An 18474-nucleotide genomic window follows, 5' to 3' on the forward strand; every position below is an offset into this window, starting at 1 on the left:
GCCCGGCCTCCCGCAGGCGCCCGGCCCGCGGCCGCCCGGGTGCGTCCGGCCGCGCGGCTCACGGCTGCCCCGGCTTGAGGACGTAGCCGGCGCCGCGCACGGTGTGGATCAGCGGCCGCCGGCCGGCGTCGATCTTCCGGCGCAGATAGCTGATGTACAGCTCGACCACATGCGCCTGCCCGCCGAAGTCGTAGGACCAGACATGGTCGAGGATCTGGGCCTTGCTGAGCACCCGCCGCGGGTTGCGCATCAGAAACCGCAGCAGGGCGAACTCGGTGGGGCTCAGCTCCACCACCTCGCCGCCGCGGCTCACCTCGCGGGCCTCCTCGTCCATCACCAGGTCGCCCACCACCAGGCAGCCGTCGCCGGGCACCGGAGCGACCCCGGACCGGGTACGGGCCATCCCGGCGCGGCGCAGCAGCCCCCGCAGCCGCGCCACCACCTCCTCCAGGCTGAACGGCTTGGTCACATAGTCGTCGCCGCCCGCGGTCAGCCCGGCGATCCGGTCCTCCACCGCGTCCCGCGCGGTGAGGAAGAGCACGCACACCTCCGGCTGAGCCGCCCGGATCCGGCGCAGCACCTCCAGCCCGTCGACGTCGGGCAGCATCACGTCCAGCACCACGGCGTCCGGCCGGAAGCCGGCCGCCGCCGCCACCGCGGCGCCCCCGTCGGGGGCACCGCGGACCTCCCAGCCCTCGTAGCGCAGCACCCCGCAGAGCACCTCCACCAGATCGGGCTCGTCGTCGACCACCAGGACGCGTACGGGGGAGCCGTCCGGCGGCGGGGGCACGGCGGTCGGGGTCTGCTCGTCCATGGGCTTCCGTCCGGTCGGGTCGGGGGCTGGGGCCCATTCTCTCTGCCGGTTCTGAGAACCCTATGAGAACCGGGTACCGCCCCCGCCGCCGGTATCGCTACTGTGACCTGCGGTTTCGACGGATCCGGCGGTCGGCGGCCGGTGCGGATTCATAGCGAACGCAGAAGTGCCGGTGTCAGGGTGGCCGGGTGCCGCGGTCCGGGACCCACAGCGCCGCGGCGGCACCGTGAAGGAGGAGCCCATGACGACCCTTGCCGACGGCCGCCCGGCGACGGGCGGCCCACCGGCGCACCGCCGCAGCCGCGCCTCCCGGCCCGGCCGCACGCCGCCGAACACCCTGGCGGCCGTGATGCTCACCCTGGTGTGGGCGGGCGCGGCGGCGGTGCTCGCCCTGTGGTGGCACGGCACCCCCGTCGTCGCCGGAGCCGCCGCCTGGCTCACCGGCGCCGGCCGGATCACCGGGCTGCTGGCGGGCTACGCGGCGCCGCTGCTGGTGCTGCTGATGGCCCGGCTGCCGTTCCTGGAGCGGGGTGTGGGCGCCGACCGGCTGGCCCGCTGGCACGCCATGGGCGGCCGTTACATGATCAGCCTGGTCGCGGCCCATCTGGTGCTCGTCATCTGGGGCTATGCGCTGACCGGACGCACCGGGCTGGTCGCCGAGACCGCCGACATCGTCCTCGGCTACCCGGAGATGCTGAAGGCGACCGCCGGCACCGTGCTGCTCCTCGGCACCGGGGTGGTCTCGGCCAGGGCCGCCCGCCGCAGGCTGAGCTACGAGGTCTGGTACTTCCTGCACCTGGCCACCTATCTCGCCGTCGCCCTCGCCTTCTCCCACCAGCTGGTCAACGGTGCCGACTTCGTCTCCGACGGCGCCGCCCGCGCGGCCTGGTACGGGCTCTACCTCGGCAGCGCCGCGCTGCTGGGCTGGTACCGCCTGGCCGTCCCGTTCCGGCTGGACCGCCGCCACCGGCTGCAGGTCGCCGAGGTGCGGCCGGAGGGGCCGGGTGTGGTCTCGGTGTTCCTCACCGGGCGGCACCTGGAGGAGCTGAAGGCCGAGCCGGGGCAGTTTTTCCGGCTGCAGTTCATGGTCCCCGGGCTGCGCTGGGCCGCCAATCCGTACTCGCTCTCGGCCCCCGCCCACCCCCGCTATCTGCGGTTCACCGTCAAGGACCTCGGCGGCCACAGCCGCGCCGCCGCCCGGCTCAGGCCCGGTACGCGGGTACGCGCCGAGGGCCCGTACGGGGCCTTCACCGCAGCCCGCCGGCGCTCCCGCAAGGTGCTGCTGATCGGGGCCGGGGTGGGCATCACCCCGCTGCGTGCCCTGTTCGAGACGCTGCCCGCCGCGCCCGGCGACCTCACCCTGCTCTACCGCACCAGCCGGCCCGAGGACCTGCTCTTCCGCGGCGAACTGGAGGCCATCGCGGCCGCCCGCGGCGCGGCCCTGCACTACCTGGTCGGCGCGCGCGCCCAGATCGGGGAGCCCCTGGAGCCGGCCGCCCTGCGCCGTCTGGTGCCCGGCCTCGCCGGGCACGACGTCTACCTCTGCGGACCCGACGCGATGGCCGCCGCCACGGTCCGCGCACTGCGGGCGGCGGGGGTGCCGCGGAGCCGCATCCACCACGAGTCCTTCGCCTTCTGACCGCCCGGCCGGACCCCTTCGGACCGCCCACACCGGCCGCCCACTGCGACCGCCCCTTCCGACCGCCCACTGGGACCGCCCACCCGACAGCGAGGAGCCGACCGTGCGTCGAGCGATCGTCACCAGCGCAGCCACCGTCTCCGGCGTGGTGCTGCTGCTCTCCCTCAAGCCTCACGACCAGTCCGCCTCGGCGGCCGCGCCCATCACCTCGGGCGGGGGCACCGGCACCTCCGAGGGCGGCGCCCAGAACGGCACCGGCTCGTCCCGGGCGACCGCGGCGCCCACCCAGGGCGGCTCCACGTCCGGCAAGGCCACCGGGGGGACCCGCAGCATCACCGGTGACGCGGCCGGCACCCGCTACGGCCCGGTACAGGTCCGGATCACCGTCACCGGCAGGAAGATCACCGACGTCTCGGTGGTCCAGTACCCCTCCGAGGACCGCCGGGACCAGGAGATCAACAGCTATGCCCTGCCGGTCCTCAACCAGGAGGCGCTGACCGCCCAGAGCGCCCGGATAGACGCCGTCTCCGGCGCCACCTACACCAGCGACGGCTACACCCGGTCGCTGCAGAGCGCCATCGACCGGGCCGGCCTGTGAGCGCAGAACCGCTGCGGCATGTGGAACAGGCCATGGGGACCGTCTTCTCCTTCGACATCCGCGACACCGGCGGCGACGCGGACCCCGGCCGCCGCGCCGCCGTCGAAGCCGCACTGCGGGACGCCGTGGCCTGGCTGCACCGCGTGGACGCGGTGTTCTCCACCTACCGCCACGACAGTCAGATCAGCCGGCTGGAGCGCGGCGAAGTCACCGTCCAGGAGTGCGACCCCGAGGTCGCCGAGGTGCTGGCGCGGTGCGAACGGGCGGCCGAGGAGACCGGGGGCTGGTTCACCGCCCGCCCCGGCGGGCGGCTGGACCCCTCCGGCCTGGTGAAGGGGTGGGCCGTGGAGCGCGCCGCGCTGCTGCTGCGCGCCGCGGGCTCGACGGCGCACAGCGTCGGCGGCGGGGGCGACATCCAGACCGCGGGCGACGCGTCCCCCGGCCGGCCCTGGCGGATCGGCATCGCCGATCCGCTGCGCCCCGGCGGGCTGGCCGCCGTCGCCACCGGATCCGGGATTGCGGTGGCGACCTCGGGCAACGCCGAGCGCGGGCCGCACATCCGGCACCCGCGCACCGGCGAGCCGGCCGGCGCCCTGGCCTCGCTGACGGTGGTGGCACGGAGCCTCACCGAGGCCGACGTATGGGCCACCGCCGGTTTCGCCATGGGCCCGGAGTGCCTGCGCGTCCTGGAGGACCGGCCAGGCCTGGAGGCGCTGGCCGTGCTGCCCGACGGCACGGTGCGCGGCACCTCACGCTTCCCGCTGCTCGCCGCCGCAGCGCCGGGCCCCGCGGGGCCCGGCGACTGGCGGCAGGCCCTGCCCTCAGCCCTTGGCCAGCAGTGACCGGGTGTGCTCCCTGACCTGGTCGACGGTCAGATAGGAGTCGGTGTACTCGAAGTCCCGCAGCGCGGCCGGGCGGCGCGCCAGGAAGCCCGTGCGGACGAAGTCGTCCCCCGCCACCGCGTTCATCGCCCAGTTGGCAGCCACCCTTGCCTTGGCGACATTGGTGCGCATCGCCATCAGGTGGTAGCCGCGGGCGACCCCCTGGGCGGGCAGTCCGTGCAGCTCCACACCCAGCGGACGGGACACCGCGTCCCTGCCGCCGAGGTCCACCACCAGGCCCAGGTCGCGGTGGTGGTACGGCTTGAGCGGCTGGTTGCGCAGCAGCGCGACCAGGTTGTCGGCGATCGTCTTGCCCTGCCGCTGCGAGTGCTGCGCGGTCGGCGGGCAGACCGCCCCGTCGCCCTTGGCCAGGTCCGGTACGGCGGCGGCGTCACCGAGGGCGAACATCCCGTCGAACTGGGGGACCCGCATCTCGGCGGTGACCGCGAGCCTGCCCTTGACGGTCTCGGCGTCCAGCGTGCCGATCAGCGGGCTGGCGGCGACGCCCGCGGTCCAGATCAGGGTGCGCGAGGGGACCAGCCGGCCGTCGGTGAACTTGACGCTGTCCTCGCCCACCTCGGCCACCGACACTCCCAGCGACACCTCCACGCCGCGCCGCCGCAGGATCTCCAGCGCGGTGCGCCCCAGCTTGTCGCCGAGCTCCGGCATCAGCCGGGGGGCGATGTCGATCAGATGCCACCGGATCAGCCGGGGGTCCAGCCGCGGGTAGCGCCGGGCGGCGGCGGTGGTCAGCCGCTGCAGGCAGGCGGCGGTCTCGGTGCCCGCGTAGCCGCCGCCCACCACCACGAACTGCAGCCGCGACTCGCGCTCGGCGCGGTCATGGGTCGCGGACGCAAGGTCCAGCTGGGCGATCACATGGTCGCGGATGTAGGCCGCCTCCGCCAGCGTCTTCATACCGCGGGCGTACTGGTTGAGGCCGGGGATGTCGAAGGTGCGGGTGATGCTGCCGGGGGCCAGCACCATGTAGTCGTACGGCTTGACCAGCACCTCGTCGCTGATGGTCCGGATCACGCACATCTTCGCCTGGCCGTCCACACCGATGGCGCCACCCGGGATGATGTTGGTGCGGTGCAGAGTCCGGCGCAGGGAGACGGCCACCGACTGCGGGGAGAGCACCCCGGCGGCGACATGGGGGAGGAGCGGCAGATAGAGCTGATAGCTGAAGGGGGTGACCAGGGCGATCTCCGCCTCGGCCGGCGCCAGTTTCCGTTCCAGCCGCCGGGCGCACTCCACACCGGCGAAGCCGCCGCCCACCACCAGGATCCGAGGTCGTTCCATCAGACATCCCTCACCGTGCTGGTCCCTAACCGTAACCGGCCGACGCGGGCGGTGCGGCCCCTGCCATCTGCGGCCACAGTGGCACGCGGCGCCGGGCCTCGCCACCCGCGCGGGACGGCCCTTGCTACGGGAGCCTGACCGCAGCGCCGCGCTTCATGCCTGAGGACGGCCGGGAGCGGGCCCGCCGCACCGTGCCGGACGGCTGATCACCGACGGTAGGGTGGGACGGTGCTTCCCGAGGTGACGGCGGTCCGCTATGTGACGCCACTGCGTGAGGGCGGGTCGATGCCGGGCGTCGTCGAGGGCGACGACCTGGCCGTCTACGTCGCCAAGTTCGTCGGCGCCGCCCAGGGCCGCAAGGCCCTGGTCGCCGAGGTGCTGGCCGGTGAGCTGGGGCGGCGGCTGGGCCTCGACGTCCCGGCGCTGCTGCGGCTGCGGCTGGACCCGGTGCTGGCCCGCAGCGAGCCCGACCAGCAGATCCAGGACCAGCTCCGGGCCAGCGGCGGCCTCAATCTGGGCATGGCCTTCGTCTCCGGGGCGCTGGGCTTCGATCCGCTCTGCTTCGAGGTCGACTCCGCGCTCGCGGGCCGGATCGTGTGGTTCGACGCGCTGATCGGCAATGTGGACCGCTCCTGGCGCAACCCCAATCTGCTGTTCGCCGACGGCCGGCTGTGGCTGATCGACCACGGCGCGTGCCTGATCTTCCATCACCACTGGCCGGGCGCCGCAGCCTGGGCCCGCCGCCCGTTCGACGCCGCCGACCACGCGCTGGCCCGCTTCGCGCCGGACGTGGCCGCGGCCGACCGCGACCTGGCGCCGCTGGTCACCCCCGCCCTGCTGCGGGAGGCCGCGGCGCTGATCCCCGACGAGTGGCTGGCCGACGAGCCCGGGTTCGACAGCCCGGACGCGGTCCGTGCGGCCTACGTCGACCTGCTGGCGGCCCGGATGGCCGGGCCCCGCGACTGGCTCCCGGAGGCAGCGGCATGACCGTCGACCAGCGGCCGGAGCGCCATGACTTCGAGTACGCGGTGCTGCGGGCGGTGCCCCGGGTGGAGCGCGGCGAGTGCATCAACGTCGGGGTGCTGCTCTACTGCCGCGCCGCCTCCTTCGTGGGCGTGCGCACCCATCTGGACGAGGCCCGGCTGCTCGCCCTGGACCCGGCGGCGGACGCGGCGGGGGTGCGCCGGGCACTGCGCGGTGTCGAGGGTGTCTGCGTGGGCGGTGAGCAGGCCGGGCAGGCCGCGGGGGACAACCCGGGGCAGCGGTTCCGCTGGCTGACCGCGCCGCGCAGCACCGTGGTGCAGCCCGGCCCCGTCCACACCGGCCTGACCGCGGACCCGGAGGCCGAACTGGAGCGCCTGGTGGAGCTGCTGGTCCGCTGAGCCCCGGTCTCCGGCGGCCCGGCCGGCGCAGGCCCGGCCGGGACGCGGCGGGCGGTCCCGGCGGTTCCGGCGCTTGCCCGGGGGACGTTGCGATCATGGAATCTTGAAGCTGTCAAGTTTCCTGCCGTACGGTTGCCCCATGCCCGAGACCGCCGCTGCTCCCACCACTGCCGAGCTCATGGAGGCGGTCGCCGCCGTGGGGACCGCCTACTTCCACGACTTCGCGGCCGCCGCCGCCCGCCTGGGGCTGACCTCGGTGCAGGCCAAGGCGCTGGGAGCGGTGCAGGAGCCCGTGCCGATGCGGGAGCTGGCCGGGCGGCTGGGGTGCGACGCCTCCAACGTCACCGGCATCGTGGACCGCCTGGAGGCCCGCGGCCTGGCAGCCCGGCAGGCGGCCGAGGCCGACCGCAGGGTCAAGATCGTGGTCGCCACCGACGCGGGCCGGGTCGCCCTGCGCAGCATCCGCGCCGGGATGGACCGGGCCCAGGAGGCGTTCGGCGCACTGGACGAGGGGCAACGGCGCGCCCTCTTCGAGGCCTGCGGGGCGCTGCTGCCCGTCCTCACCGCTCCCGGACAGGACTGATCGCGCCGCTCCCCCCGGGCCGCCGCCACCTCCCGCTCGCGCCGCCTCCCCGCTCGCGCCGCCTCCCCGGACGGCCCGGACCGGCTCGGGCTGACCAGGGCTGTTAGGCTTGCCGAACGTGAGCGCCAAGCCCCAGATCCCCGATGTCCTCGCCGCCCGGTATGCCTCTGCGGAGCTGGCCAGGCTGTGGTCCCCCGAACACAAGGTGGTGCTGGAGCGCCGCCTCTGGCTCGCCGTGCTGAAGGCCCAGCAGGACCTCGGCATCGAGGTCCCCGACACCGCCGTCGCCGACTACGAGCGCGTGGTCGACCAGGTCGACCTGGCCTCCATCGCCGCCCGGGAGCGGATCACCCGGCACGACGTCAAGGCGCGGATCGAGGAGTTCAGCGACCTCGCCGGACATGAGCAGATCCACAAGGGCATGACGTCCCGGGACCTCACCGAGAACGTCGAGCAGCTCCAGATCAGGCAGTCGCTGGAGCACGTCCGCGACCGCACCGTCGCGGTGCTGGTCCGCCTCGGCCGGCTGGCCGCCCAGTACTCCGAGCAGGTGATGGCCGGCCGCTCGCACAATGTCGCCGCCCAGGCCACCACCCTCGGCAAGCGGTTCGCCACCGCCGCCGACGAGCTACTGGTCGCCTTCGCCCGCCTCGAGGACCTCATCGCCCGCTACCCGCTGCGCGGCGTCAAGGGACCGGTCGGAACGGCCCAGGACATGCTGGACCTGCTCGGCGGCGACGCCGCCAAGCTGGACGAGCTGGAGCGCCGCGTCGCCGGCCACCTCGGCTTCGACCAGGTGCTCACCAGCGTGGGCCAGGTCTACCCGCGCTCGCTGGACTTCGATGTGCTCAGCGCTCTGGTGCAGCTGGCCGCCGCCCCGTCCAGCCTGGCCAAGACCATCCGGCTGATGGCCGGGCACGAGCTGGTCACCGAGGGCTTCAAGCCCGGCCAGGTCGGGTCCTCCGCCATGCCGCACAAGATGAACACCCGCTCCTGCGAGCGTGTCAACGGCCTGGCCGTCATCCTGCGCGGCTATGCCTCGATGACCGCCGAGCTCGGCGGCGACCAGTGGAACGAGGGGGACGTCTCCTGCTCCGTGGTCCGCCGGGTGGCCCTGCCCGACGCCTTCTTCGCCTTCGACGGCCTGCTGGAGACGTTCCTGACGGTGCTGGACGAGTTCGGCGCCTTCCCGGCCGTGATCGAGGCCGAGCTGGACCGCTACCTGCCGTTCCTGGCCACCACCAAGGTGCTGATGGGCGCGGTGCGCGCCGGTGTCGGCCGGGAGACCGCACATGAGGTGATCAAGGAGCACGCGGTCGCCTCGGCGCTGGCCATGCGTGAGGGCGCCCGGCACAACGAGCTGCTGGACCGGCTCGCCGCCGACGAGCGGATCCCGCTGGACCGCGCCGCGCTGGACGCCCTGCTCGCCGACCGGCTCTCCTTCACCGGTGCCGCCGGCGCCCAGGTCGCCGAGGTGGCCCGCCGGGTGCAGGAGACCGCAGACCGGTACCCGGAGGCGGCCAAGTACACCCCCGGCGCCATTCTCTGACACCAGGGGAGTGACACCTCGCGGGGAGTGACACCTCGCGGGGAGTGACTCCTCGGGGGAGTGACATCGCAAGCCACGGTACGGCCCCGCTCCGGCGGGGCCGTACCGCTTTCCGGACGGCCCGCGGCGGCCCGCTCCACCACCCGGTCGGGTGCCTCCCGGCATGCCCGGCGTGCCCCGGGCGGTGCGCGGTGCTAAGCCGGTACCGGGGGCGGTTGCGGCCTGCCCGCCGGCGGCGCCGGACAGCGGAGGAGCTCGGCATGCGCAGTGAGTGGTCAGGCGGCGGACCGCCGGCCGACGGCCCGTCCGCGGAGCAGCTGCGGGACGAGCCCATGCCGAGCCGGGTGGAGTTCGCCTCGGTGATGATGGTGCTGCTGGGCACCTTCCTGGTGATCGCCGCCGTCACCGAATGGGCGGACAGCGACTGGCTCGGCCGCCGGCAGTTCGCGGTCTTCGGCTCGGCACACGCCTGGTGGGCGGTGTTCGACCTGGTCACCGCGCTGCTGGCGTTCTACGCCGCCTGGGCGCTCTACGGGCGTCAGCGCCTCACCGGCAGACTGCTGGCCCTCGCCTTCGCCGTCGTCAGCGCCGTGCGTTGGATGTTCTTCATCCCTGCCGCGCCGGTGCTGGGGGTGCTGGTGGTCGCCATCGACGCGGTGATCATCTGGGGGCTGACCTCGGCGTCCGACTGGTTCGCTCAACCCTCCGTCTGAGCGATCGCCTGCCGCGCCCAGATCACCTTGCCCGAGCCCGTGTAACGGGTGCCCCAGCTCTGCGCCATCCGGGCGACGATGAACAGCCCGCGTCCGCCCTCGTCGCCGGCCCGGGCATGCCGAAGCCGGGGCGCGTTGCCGCCCGAGTCGAAGACCTCACAGGTCAGCCCCTGGTCGCGGATCAACCGCAGCCGGATCGGCGCGGCACCGTGGCGCACCGCGTTGGTGACCAGCTCGCTGGCGACCAGCTCGGTGGAGAAGGTCTCGTCCGTCAGCCCCCAGACGTCCAGCTGCTCCCGTACCCGGCGGCGTGCCGCGGCCGCGGAGGACGGTTCGCAGGGCAGCTCCCAGGTGGCCACCTGGTCCGGGCCCAGCGCGCGGGTACGGGCGAGCAGCAGCACCGCGTCCTCGTGGGGCCGGGCGGGCAGCATGGTGTAGACGGCCGTGTCGCAGATGTCGTCCAGTGGCCGCTCGGGCCGGGAGACCGCCTCCCGCAGCCGCTTCAGTCCCGTGTCCGGGTCGGCCGTCCCGCGCAGCGTCCCCTCGGTGAACAGGGTGAGCAGGCTGCCCTCGGCCAGGTGCTGCTCACAGGCGTCGAACGGCAGGTCGCCCGCGCCCAGCGGCGGCCCGGTCGGCACCGCCAGCTGCCCCACCGTGCCGTCGGGGTGGGTGATCAGCGGCGACGGATGACCGGCGCTGGCGGCGGCGCAGCGCCGCGAGACCGGGTCGTACACCACATAGAGGCAGGTGGCGCGGAGCCGCTCGCCGAACTGTGCGGCGGGAGTCGGCCAGCCGGCGCTCTCCTCGGCGATCCGCAGGGCGGTGTCGTCCAGTCTGGCCAGCAGTTCGTCTGGTTCCAGATCCAGGGCGGCCAGCGCATCGATGGCGGTGCGCAGCCGCGCCATGGTGGCGGCGGTGCGCAGGCCCCGTCCGGAGACGCCGCCCACGACCAGGGCGACCCGCGCCCCGGAGAGCGGGATGACGTCGAACCAGTCGCCCCCGGCGCCGGCCGGCAGGTAGTAGCGGGCGACCTCGGCGGCGTCCTGCTGCGGCGGGGTGGAACGGACCAGGTGCCGCTGAAGAGTTACCGCGACGGTGTGCTCACGGGTGAAGCGGCGGGCGTTGTCCACACAGAGCGCGGTCCGTGCGGCCAGGTCCACGGCCACCGCCAGGTCGTCCTGGTCGAAGGGGTCGGGGTGGGCCGAGCGGTAGAAGCTCGCCAGGCCCAGCACCGCACCCCGTACCACCAGCGGGGCCACGACCAGCGAGTGGGTGCCGACCGAGCGCAGCCGTGCCGCCCGGTCGGGGTCGTTGGCCAGCCAGTCGCGGCCCTCGGTCTCCAGGTCGCGCACCAGCCGGGGCTGCAGATCGATCAGGCTCTGGGTGAACGGGGTGGGGAACCGGTAACCGCTCACCGATCCGACCGGGAAGGCGCCCAGCTCGGGGTGACGCGAGCGGAAGGCGGCGCGTCGTACGGGGGCGTCGGGCTCGACCGGGCCGGTCGGCGGGTCCGCTCCCCTGACGACGGAGTCCAGCAGGTCCACGGCCACCGCGTCGGCGAAGCGCGGGACGGCGACCTCGGTCAGCTCGACGGCGGTCTGCATGGTGTCGAGGGTGGTGCCGATGGACACCCGTGCGTCGTGCAGCAGCGACAGCCGGACCCGGGTGCGTTCCTGCTCGGTGACGTCGGACACCGCGACGGCGACGCCGAGCACCTCCCCGTCCGGGTCCAGCAGCCGGAAGGCGGAGACGGAGAAGATGTGTTCCCTGCCCGTCCCGGATCCCGAGCCGCAGTGCACCAGGTGGTCCTGGAGCTTGACGCCGCCGGTGACCACCTCGCGCAGCAGCGGTTCGATCTTGCTGTCCTCGCACGCGGGATAGAGCTCGCAGATGGACCGCCCGACCGCGTCGTCCGGGTGCACGTCGAGGGTGCCGACGGCGTTGGTGTTGAACCGCAGCACCCGCAGCTGCGGGTCCAGCACGTGCAGGCCCAGCGGCGACTGGGTGAAGAGCGCTTCCAGGACGGCGGAGCTGATCGCCCGCCGGCCCGCCGACGTCCCGGTCCGGGCCGCCACCGCCCAGGCCGGCGCCCCGTCCCTCCCGGGCACCGGACGCACCTCCAGCCGCAGCCCCTCGACGACGCGGGCGTCCGCGGGGACCAGCGCCGCCACGGGCTTCCCGACCGCCTGCTCGGCCGTACGGCCGAGCAGCCGCTGTGCCTCGCGGCTCCACTCCACGACGACACCCCCGGCGTCGAGCAGCATCAGGTGATCCAGTTCTGTCACTGATCAGCCCACCTCCGCGGCTCCGGCTCGTCGTGCGGGCCCGCTCCGGTTCTGCCTCCACCATCGCAGACTTCCGCTGCAAAGCCTGCGTTGCCATGCCTTAATGGGCTATATCCGGCGTATCGACCATGGAGGAAGTGCCGTGATCGCTCTCCAGATCATCGGATACGCGCTGCTGGTGCTCGCCATCCTCGCCGGGACGCTGCTCTTCCTCATGGGCGGCCTGCGCTACCGCGACCGGCCCGCGTCGCGCCCCCGCGGGGACTGACCGGCAGCCGCCAGGGTCAGCCCCCGCCGGGCGGCGGGGGCTCGAGCCGCGCGAGGTTGCGGGCGACGGCGGTGAGCCACACCCGTACGTCGGCCGCGTGCAGCGACTCCTGACCGGCGGTGCGACGGGTGGCCGGGTCGTCGTCGGCCAGGGCCGGCAGCACCGCGGGCGGTACCGGCGAGGCCAGCCGCAGCCCCGCCGCGGCGCAGCGATAGGCGGCGGCCACCTCGGCGGCCTCCCGCTCCAGACGCCGTACCGCGACCGGCGCCCCGGCCAGACACCCCGGGGAGGAGCGGCCCAGCACCACCTCCGCCCCGAGCACGCTGAACTGCCCGGCGACCAGCGCGGCCTGCCAGTCGACGGCGGCCAGTCTGCGGTCCGCCCGCTCGGTCTGGTACTGCGCATAGCCGGCCTCGGCGAGGATCATGACCCGCCGGGCGTGCGGCAGCACATGCCCCGGGTGCGGACGCCCGCCCACCACGGCGACGGTCTCCTGCACCGCGTCCGCAGCACCGCGCAGGAATTCCCCCATCGCCCGGCGCAGCTCACCGCCGCCGCCCCGCGGCCAGGCGCACAGCCCGGTGACGGTGCCCACCAGCGCCCCCACGACGACATCGACCAGCCGGACCTCGGCCAGCCGCCAGCCGGCCGGTGCCAGCTGACTGAAGAGGATCGACACCACCAGGGTGAACAGCCCCTGCCCCCAGCCCGGACCCAGCAGCGGACCCGCGGTGAAGGCCAGCAGCATCACCGGCGGCATCGCCGCGGCGTAGAACGCCGGATGGTCGCCCACGACCAGCAGCAGTGCCCCCGCGGCCAGCGCCCCCGTGAAGGTGCCGACCAGCGCCGGGCGCAGGGTCGTCCTGGTGTCCGCCGCCGAGCCGCGCATCAGGGTGAGCGTCGCCAGCAGCACCCAGAAGCCGTGCGTCACCCCGAGCCCGGCGGCGGCCAGCCGGGCCGCGGCGAGGGCCAGTGCGATCCGCACGGCGCTCTGGAAGGCCACCGAACGCGGCGTCAGATGGCAGCGCAGCCGGCTCCACCAGAGCGCCGCCGCCGAACGCTCGGCGTACCAGAAGGGGCCCGGCCGCTCCTCCGGCGGCGCCTCGTCCGGCGGCACCGGGGCGCCCCGGCCGATCCGGGTGGCCAGCAGCGCAAAGCGGGTCGCGACGGCCACATCCAGCGCCACCGAGCCCCGGCGCGCCCGCTGCCGGTCGTCCTCGGGCGTCAGCCGCCGCAGCGCCCGAGCCCGTACCTCCGCGAAGACCCGCATCGCCTGCTCCAGCTCCCCGGTGGTGGGCGGAGGACCGGTGCCGTCCTGCGCGGCCGCGGCGGCGCGCAGCGCCCGGGCGGTGCAGTGCAGCAGCGGCGCAGCCGTCGGCAGCGGCTCGAGGCCGCGGCTCAGCTCGGCCAGCCGCCCGGTCTGCGAGGCCGCGTACCGAAGTGCGGACGCCGTGTGGCCGCGGGAGCGGTCGACCCGTCCGGCGGAGGCCGGCCGCTCCATCGGCGGTACCCGGGAGAAGCGCAGCTGCTCCACCGCGGCGGCGGTCAGCGGCAGCAGCCGCTCGGCGCGCAGTACGGCTCCCGGCCGGCCCTCGGCGGCGTCGCCCAGCGCCGCGACGCAGTCCGCCAGCGCCCGGGCCGCCCGGGCGAGCCGGTCCTGGTAGCGCTCGGGTGGCGGGTCCGGCCAGAGCGTCACCTCGGCGACGGCCAGCAGCCCCAGACCGACGCTCACCCCGGCGAGCCGGTGGGGCAGGGTGGCGGGTTCGTACGGTGGGAAGCACGGCAGGATGTAGAACAGCTGCAGCCCGTTGGTGAGGCCGACCAGCCGGGGGCCGCCCACCCCGGCGAACGTGACCGTGAAGCCGAGCAGCAGCATCCCCAGCGCCGCGGCCCAGGCGTGCGCCGCCAGCACGGTACCGACCGTGATCAGCGCATACGCCGCCGGGAGGAGCCGCAGCAGGGTGACGGCCCGCTCCGCCGGGGGGCCGCCCGACTGGGAGAGGAACCCGGTGGCGATGGTGCCGAAGATCGCATAGGTGGCCGTCGTCCGGTCGGAGAGGCCGTAGCGGCAGGCGTAGAAGCCGACGCTGGCTGCGACGGTCACCCGGGCGCCGTGCCGGACGGCGGGCAGCAGCCCGGGAACCTGCCGGCACCACCGGCCCACCGAGGAGGTCACGGCCATCCCCGCGGAGGACGGGCGGCGGTGCGGACCGCGCACCCCGGGGCGGCGTTCACGGCCCCGACCGGGAGGGCCGCCCCGGCTGCGGCGACTGCCGTACGGCGTCCGCCCCGGCGGGCGTCCGGCCGGGCAGCAGCTCGCTGACCACGAAGGAGACCACCGCCGCGATCACCACCAGCGGGATCTGGTCGACCCCGGGCTTCCCCAGCAGCAGCGCGGCGAGCACCACCGCGGAGACGGGCAGCCGCAGCGCGGCGGTGGAGGACGCGGTCAGCCCCGCCGCCAGGGCGGGCAGCGCCCCGAAGCCGGGAAGGCCGCTGCAGGCAACCCCGAGGGCGGCGCCCATCAGCACCGAGGGGAAGATCGGGCCGCCGCGGAAGCTGCCCAGCGAGATCGCCCACCCGACCCCCTTGAAGAGCAGGAGCAGCACCAGGGTGGAGACCGCCCAGACATGCGGGTCCCGGGCCAGGGTCACCAGGGTGGTCTGGCCGGAGAGCGCCACGTCGTCGGGCGGGCGGCCGGTCGCCAGCGTGTAGCAGGCGGCGCACACCCCCACCGCCACCCCGCAGAGCACGGTGCGCTGCAGGGTTCGGCGCCCGGTCCACCGGGCGGCGTGGCGGGCCAGCAGCATCACCCCGGCCGTGCCCAGCGCGGTCACGGCGGCCAGCGGGACGCCCCACAGCAGGTCGCCCGCGTCCAGCGGTTCCGACGGCCCCGACAGGGGCAGCGCGAGCGAACCCACCTCAAGGCCGGTCCAGTGGCCGAATCCGGTGAAGACCAGTGCGCCCACCCCGCTCGCCAGCAGGCTCGGCAGCAGCACCACGTACAGCTGCGGCGCGCCGATCCCGGCCACCTCGATCATCAGCACCGCGGCGACCAGCGGGCTGCCCAGGATGGTGGAGATGGCGGCCGCCGAACCGGCGGCCCCCAGCACCGGCACCAGCTGCGGTGTCGCGGCCCGCCCGGCCGACCGTACGGACATCAGGGCCAGCCCGCTGCCCAGCGCCATCAGCGGGGCCTCGGGACCCAGCACCGCGCCCAGCGAGAGGCCCGCCAGTGCGGCGAGCACGACCCCCGGCAGCGCGGAGGGCAGCGTCGGCGCCCCGCCGAACCCCTCGGCCGCGACATGTCCGCCGCGGCCGGGCAGCGCGATCACGCACCAGGCCACCAGCAGACCGCCGAGCGTCAGGCAGGGCAGCGGCCACCACCACGGCGCGGCGGCCATCCCCAGGGCATGCGGCAGCGAGACCCAGACGCCGTGCTGCATCTGGTGCTGCAGGGCGACGAAGCCGAAGGCGACCAGGGAGACCGGGATGCCGACGGCGGCGGAGAGCAGCAGCAGCCGCAGATAGCCCGGGTTGCGGAACACCTCGTGCACGACCGCGGGCCGGGGCGCCTGTCCGGACTGTGCCATCCCGGTGTCTCCTCGCTGGCGGGCCGCTCCCTCGCCGACCGGCCGCCGACCGCGGCCGATGCCACTCCAGCCTCCGTGACCGGCTGCGGTCCGGCATCTCGGCCGGCGGCGGCGGGGGCCACCCCGCCCGGGATGCGGCGCCGGACGGGGTGGCGCATGGTGAGGTCATGAACCACCACCTGCACTCCATCCCCCAGGCGCTCGACATCGACACCCGGCTTGTCACCGCCGGCGCGGTACTGACCGCCGGCGGCGCACTGGTGGCCCTCACCGGCATGTCCCTCGTCGGCTTCGCCCTCGCCACCGCCGGCCGCCGCTGGGTGCGGCAGCTGGAGGTCCCGCCGAGCGAGCGGGCGGCGGCCAAGCTGCGCCAGGCCCGACATGCCTCGCTGGCAGGCATGGAGGCCTGGCGGGCGGCCGCGGGCAACGGCCACAGCTGAGCGCGTCCCCGTCGAGCGCATCCCCCTCACGGCCCTCTCCCGGCCCCCGCGGCCGGGGGAGGGCGGTCGGGGGCGGTGCCGGGGTGTGCCCGGCGCCGCCCAGGCCGGCTGCGCCCGGGGGCGCCCGCAGGCTCCGGTCAGCCGGGGTCCCGGTCCGGCCCGGGCGCCGCGTCGGCGCGCCGCCGCAGTCCCACCTGGACGGCGCCCAGCAGCGCCCTGGCGATCACCCCCACCAGGATCAGGTCCGCGGTCATCTGTACGGTCGTCAGCACCCGCGCGGTGGTGGTGAGGGGGGCGATGTCGCCGAATCCGACGGTGGCGAAGACCGTGACGGTGAAGTACAGCGCGTCGGTGCGGTCCAGCGGTTCGGTGAAGGAGTGCCCGGCGTTCCGGGCGAGCAGGTAGTAGGCCGTCGAGAAGACCAGCAGGAAGAGCGGTACGACCGCGGAGAGCGCTTCCAGCGCCCGCAGCCTGGGGTGGTCCGAGCGCATGACCGCCAGTGTCTGGCGGACCGCCAGGCCGCAGAAGAGCACCAGCCCCGCCACCAGTTCCAGCACCGTCGCCCGGTCGATGCGGCCGCCGTCCAGCGGTGCCACGTAGTACAGGGTCAGCAGCACCGCCATCGTCGCCGTGGAGCGCAGCAGTGTGCGCAGCAGTAGTCGGCGGCCCGGCCCGGGGGCCGGGCCGCCGTACGGTGCCCCGGCCGTCCGGGCCGGTTCGCTGTCCGGCATGCGGCCTTTATACCCTTACGTGCTCCGCGTGGGACGGCGCTGCGAGCGGGCCGGCCGGCGCGTGTCCGCGCCCGAGGGATTGTCAGGGCACCTGTCAGGAGGCCAGCAGCCGGGCCTTCTGCTCGGCGAACTCGGCGTCGGTGAGCAGGCCCCGGTCCCGCAGGTCCCCCAGCTGCTTCAACTGGTCGATCTTGGCGGCCACGGAGTCCTCCACCGGCGCGTCCGGCGGGGTCTGCGAGGCCGCCCCCCGGGACGGCGACTGCTCCTGATGGGCCCAGCGGCCGGCCTGGAGCCGCGACACCCGGTTGGCGACCGCGGTCGCGGTGCCCGCGGCCACGGCGGTGCGGGCGACCCCGCGCAGAAGTCCGGTCATGGTGCGCTCACTTCCCGATGACGTACGGCCGGCGGCCGTGGGTGGATTCCCGGGCGGCCTCGGCCGCGTCCAGCGAGGCCATCAGGGCCTGCACCTGGACCCGGCCGCCGGCCACCCACCGGGCGCCGGACCGGCGCAGCGCGGCGGCCAGCGGCTCCGCCCACAGGTTCTCGTAGACCACGACGCCCGCGCAGTTGCCGGGCTCCAGCGCGGAACCGGCCTCGGCGAGGTCGTCCCGGCCCAGCAGCCCGGAGGAGGCGCCCTCGAACAGGGTGATGTCCAGTCCACCGTCACCGCTGAGCTCGTTCGCCTCCAGCACGGAGACCGAGCCGTCGCGGTCCTTGCGGACGAAGACCAGGTCCAGGACCCGGATGATGCCGCGGTCGACCAGGTCGAGCAGCAGGGGAAGACCCTCGCCGGTCATACGGTTGCCCGGGAACTCCACGACCAGGTAGTCGATCGGTCCCAGATCCTCGAGTTCGTCGCTCACGTCGACCCCTCCGGGTGCGCGTACGTCCGTCCGGGGCGCGGCCGGCGGCCCCGCCACCGTCCATTCGACCACCGGGGGCGGTGGGCCGCACTTCTGGAGCCGCCGCTCCGAACGTGCTCCGGGAGCGGCCGCTCGGAACTTCTGGAGCGGCCGCTCGGACCTTCTGGAGCCGCCGCTCCGAGATGCCTCTGTGTGGCGCCGGTGGCACGCTGAGGAAAGGGGCCGCCGATCGCCCCGGTGCGCGTACGCGTCCGGAGGGCGATCCCTTGACAAGGAGCCCGACATGGCCAGTCAGGTCAGCGGAGCGGGGGCCGGTACCACCGCTCCCCGCCCCGAGAACCCGCAGGTGTCCGGCTGGACGATGTTCGCCGCCGTCATGATGATCTTCACGGGCATCACGGCGGTCTTCGAGGGCATCTCGGCCATCGCCAAGGACAACCTGCTGGTCGTCACCCGCCACTACGCCTACCAGTTCAACACCACCGGCTGGGGCTGGATCCACCTCATCCTCGGCGTCGTGATCGCCCTCGCGGGTATCGCCCTGTTCACCGGGGCCACGTGGGCACGCATCGTGGGTATCACACTCGCGGGCCTGAGCCTGATCGCCAACTTCGCCTGGCTCCCCTGGTACCCGCTCTGGGGCATCGTGGTGATCGCACTGGACGTGGTCATCATCTGGGCGCTCTGCGCCAGAACGGGCCACCACGCGGCGACCTGACGGCCCCGCGCACACCCCTCCCCGGGTCCCGGCCGCCGCACCGGCCGGGATCCGCCGTCGGCGAGGGACCTCCCCCGAACGGCGCACACCGCGGCGCCGACGCGCCGCAGTCCCCCGC

Annotated in this window: 19 protein-coding genes; 11 read left to right on the top strand and 8 right to left on the bottom strand. The window is 74.8% G+C overall.

Features of this window, described 5'->3' with window-relative positions; translation table 11 throughout:
* Positions 1-58: 58 nt before the first annotated feature.
* The gene (locus AOK09_RS10030) at positions 59-814 is read right to left on the bottom strand and encodes a response regulator transcription factor (RefSeq protein ID WP_055586785.1); all 756 of its coding nucleotides are present in this window, start codon (positions 812-814) and stop codon (positions 59-61) included.
* Between the two features lie 241 nt (positions 815-1055).
* Between AOK09_RS10030 and AOK09_RS10035 the strand changes: the two genes are divergently transcribed.
* The 3 genes from AOK09_RS10035 (at position 1056) to AOK09_RS10045 (ending at position 3893) form a co-directional block, all read left to right on the top strand.
* On the top strand, positions 1056-2453 hold the full coding sequence (locus AOK09_RS10035) for a ferredoxin reductase family protein (RefSeq protein WP_055586786.1): 1398 nt from the start codon (positions 1056-1058) through the stop codon (positions 2451-2453).
* A 103-nt stretch (positions 2454-2556) separates the two neighbouring features.
* A complete protein-coding gene (locus tag AOK09_RS10040; RefSeq protein ID WP_055586787.1) occupies positions 2557-3051 on the top strand; it encodes an FMN-binding protein in 495 nt (164 codons plus the stop codon).
* 32 nt (positions 3052-3083) lie between these two features.
* Positions 3084-3893, top strand: coding sequence for an FAD:protein FMN transferase (locus tag AOK09_RS10045; protein ID WP_063795907.1), 810 nt, complete (start codon positions 3084-3086; stop codon positions 3891-3893).
* Here AOK09_RS10045 and AOK09_RS10050 read toward each other — a convergent pair.
* The gene (locus AOK09_RS10050; protein ID WP_055586788.1) at positions 3873-5231 is read right to left on the bottom strand and encodes an NAD(P)/FAD-dependent oxidoreductase; all 1359 of its coding nucleotides are present in this window, start codon (positions 5229-5231) and stop codon (positions 3873-3875) included. The two genes, AOK09_RS10045 and AOK09_RS10050, sit on opposite strands and share 21 nt — an antisense overlap.
* A 228-nt stretch (positions 5232-5459) precedes the next feature.
* Here AOK09_RS10050 and AOK09_RS10055 point away from each other — a divergent pair, with 228 nt between their 5' ends.
* The 5 genes from AOK09_RS10055 (at position 5460) to AOK09_RS10075 (ending at position 9458) form a co-directional block, all read left to right on the top strand.
* Positions 5460-6218, top strand: a complete 759-nt coding sequence (locus AOK09_RS10055) for a HipA family kinase (RefSeq protein ID WP_063795908.1) — start codon at positions 5460-5462, stop codon at positions 6216-6218.
* On the top strand, positions 6215-6613 hold the full coding sequence (locus tag AOK09_RS10060) for a DUF3037 domain-containing protein (protein WP_055586790.1): 399 nt from the start codon (positions 6215-6217) through the stop codon (positions 6611-6613). Before AOK09_RS10055 ends, AOK09_RS10060 begins: the two co-directional genes overlap by 4 nt.
* A gap of 139 nt (positions 6614-6752) precedes the next feature.
* Positions 6753-7196, top strand: a complete 444-nt coding sequence (locus tag AOK09_RS10065; RefSeq protein ID WP_055586791.1) for a MarR family winged helix-turn-helix transcriptional regulator — start codon at positions 6753-6755, stop codon at positions 7194-7196.
* Between the two features lie 118 nt (positions 7197-7314).
* A complete protein-coding gene (purB, locus tag AOK09_RS10070; protein ID WP_055586803.1) occupies positions 7315-8745 on the top strand; it encodes an adenylosuccinate lyase in 1431 nt (476 codons plus the stop codon).
* Between the two features lie 260 nt (positions 8746-9005).
* Positions 9006-9458, top strand: a complete 453-nt coding sequence (locus AOK09_RS10075) for a DUF7144 family membrane protein (protein ID WP_055586792.1) — start codon at positions 9006-9008, stop codon at positions 9456-9458.
* Here the strand turns inward: AOK09_RS10075 and AOK09_RS10080 are convergent.
* Positions 9443-11743, bottom strand: coding sequence for a SpoIIE family protein phosphatase (locus tag AOK09_RS10080; protein WP_157875847.1), 2301 nt, complete (start codon positions 11741-11743; stop codon positions 9443-9445). The two genes, AOK09_RS10075 and AOK09_RS10080, sit on opposite strands and share 16 nt — an antisense overlap.
* A 142-nt stretch (positions 11744-11885) precedes the next feature.
* On the opposite strand from AOK09_RS10080, the gene AOK09_RS43120 reads away from it, so the two are divergent.
* A complete protein-coding gene (locus tag AOK09_RS43120) occupies positions 11886-12011 on the top strand; it encodes a hypothetical protein (RefSeq protein ID WP_265736712.1) in 126 nt (41 codons plus the stop codon).
* Between the two features lie 16 nt (positions 12012-12027).
* Here the strand turns inward: AOK09_RS43120 and AOK09_RS10085 are convergent, their stop codons facing one another.
* On the bottom strand, positions 12028-14193 hold the full coding sequence (locus tag AOK09_RS10085; RefSeq protein WP_055586794.1) for an FUSC family protein: 2166 nt from the start codon (positions 14191-14193) through the stop codon (positions 12028-12030).
* A 49-nt stretch (positions 14194-14242) separates the two neighbouring features.
* Positions 14243-15604 (bottom strand): chloride channel protein, encoded by a 1362-nt coding sequence (locus tag AOK09_RS10090; protein WP_055586795.1) that lies wholly within the window; start codon positions 15602-15604, stop codon positions 14243-14245.
* 167 nt (positions 15605-15771) lie between these two features.
* Between AOK09_RS10090 and AOK09_RS10095 the strand changes: the two genes are divergently transcribed.
* Complete coding sequence (locus AOK09_RS10095; protein WP_055586796.1) at positions 15772-16044, top strand: hypothetical protein; 273 nt, start codon at positions 15772-15774, stop codon at positions 16042-16044.
* Between the two features lie 137 nt (positions 16045-16181).
* On the opposite strand, the gene AOK09_RS10100 is transcribed toward AOK09_RS10095, so the two are convergent.
* The 3 genes from AOK09_RS10100 to AOK09_RS10110 form a co-directional block, all read right to left on the bottom strand.
* A complete protein-coding gene (locus AOK09_RS10100; RefSeq protein WP_055586797.1) occupies positions 16182-16775 on the bottom strand; it encodes a potassium channel family protein in 594 nt (197 codons plus the stop codon).
* A gap of 94 nt (positions 16776-16869) precedes the next feature.
* The gene (locus tag AOK09_RS10105; RefSeq protein WP_055586798.1) at positions 16870-17148 is read right to left on the bottom strand and encodes an SHOCT domain-containing protein; all 279 of its coding nucleotides are present in this window, start codon (positions 17146-17148) and stop codon (positions 16870-16872) included.
* Between the two features lie 7 nt (positions 17149-17155).
* Positions 17156-17638 (bottom strand): DUF6325 family protein, encoded by a 483-nt coding sequence (locus AOK09_RS10110; RefSeq protein ID WP_175609282.1) that lies wholly within the window; start codon positions 17636-17638, stop codon positions 17156-17158.
* A 283-nt stretch (positions 17639-17921) separates the two neighbouring features.
* On the opposite strand from AOK09_RS10110, the gene AOK09_RS10115 reads away from it, so the two are divergent.
* On the top strand, positions 17922-18356 hold the full coding sequence (locus AOK09_RS10115; RefSeq protein ID WP_055586799.1) for a DUF7144 family membrane protein: 435 nt from the start codon (positions 17922-17924) through the stop codon (positions 18354-18356).
* The last annotated feature ends 118 nt before the right edge of the window (positions 18357-18474 follow it).

Source organism: Peterkaempfera griseoplana (genome assembly GCF_001418575.1).
In the GTDB taxonomy this organism is placed as follows: domain Bacteria; phylum Actinomycetota; class Actinomycetes; order Streptomycetales; family Streptomycetaceae; genus Peterkaempfera; species Peterkaempfera griseoplana.

What these genes read in the sequence shown, in the direction of transcription:
- AOK09_RS10030 (WP_055586785.1), bottom strand. Translation starts at nt 814, where the DNA reads ATGGACGAGCAGACCCCGACCGCCGTGCCCCCGCCGCCGGACGGCTCC.
- AOK09_RS10035 (WP_055586786.1), top strand. Translation starts at nt 1,056, where the DNA reads ATGACGACCCTTGCCGACGGCCGCCCGGCGACGGGCGGCCCACCGGCG.
- AOK09_RS10045 (WP_063795907.1), top strand. Translation starts at nt 3,084, where the DNA reads ATGGGGACCGTCTTCTCCTTCGACATCCGCGACACCGGCGGCGACGCG.
- AOK09_RS10050 (WP_055586788.1), bottom strand. Translation starts at nt 5,231, where the DNA reads ATGGAACGACCTCGGATCCTGGTGGTGGGCGGCGGCTTCGCCGGTGTG.
- AOK09_RS10060 (WP_055586790.1), top strand. Translation starts at nt 6,215, where the DNA reads ATGACCGTCGACCAGCGGCCGGAGCGCCATGACTTCGAGTACGCGGTG.
- AOK09_RS10065 (WP_055586791.1), top strand. Translation starts at nt 6,753, where the DNA reads ATGCCCGAGACCGCCGCTGCTCCCACCACTGCCGAGCTCATGGAGGCG.
- AOK09_RS10075 (WP_055586792.1), top strand. Translation starts at nt 9,006, where the DNA reads ATGCGCAGTGAGTGGTCAGGCGGCGGACCGCCGGCCGACGGCCCGTCC.
- AOK09_RS10085 (WP_055586794.1), bottom strand. Translation starts at nt 14,193, where the DNA reads ATGGCCGTGACCTCCTCGGTGGGCCGGTGGTGCCGGCAGGTTCCCGGG.
- AOK09_RS10090 (WP_055586795.1), bottom strand. Translation starts at nt 15,604, where the DNA reads ATGGCACAGTCCGGACAGGCGCCCCGGCCCGCGGTCGTGCACGAGGTG.
- AOK09_RS10095 (WP_055586796.1), top strand. Translation starts at nt 15,772, where the DNA reads ATGAACCACCACCTGCACTCCATCCCCCAGGCGCTCGACATCGACACC.
- AOK09_RS10100 (WP_055586797.1), bottom strand. Translation starts at nt 16,775, where the DNA reads ATGCCGGACAGCGAACCGGCCCGGACGGCCGGGGCACCGTACGGCGGC.
- AOK09_RS10105 (WP_055586798.1), bottom strand. Translation starts at nt 17,148, where the DNA reads ATGACCGGACTTCTGCGCGGGGTCGCCCGCACCGCCGTGGCCGCGGGC.
- AOK09_RS10115 (WP_055586799.1), top strand. Translation starts at nt 17,922, where the DNA reads ATGGCCAGTCAGGTCAGCGGAGCGGGGGCCGGTACCACCGCTCCCCGC.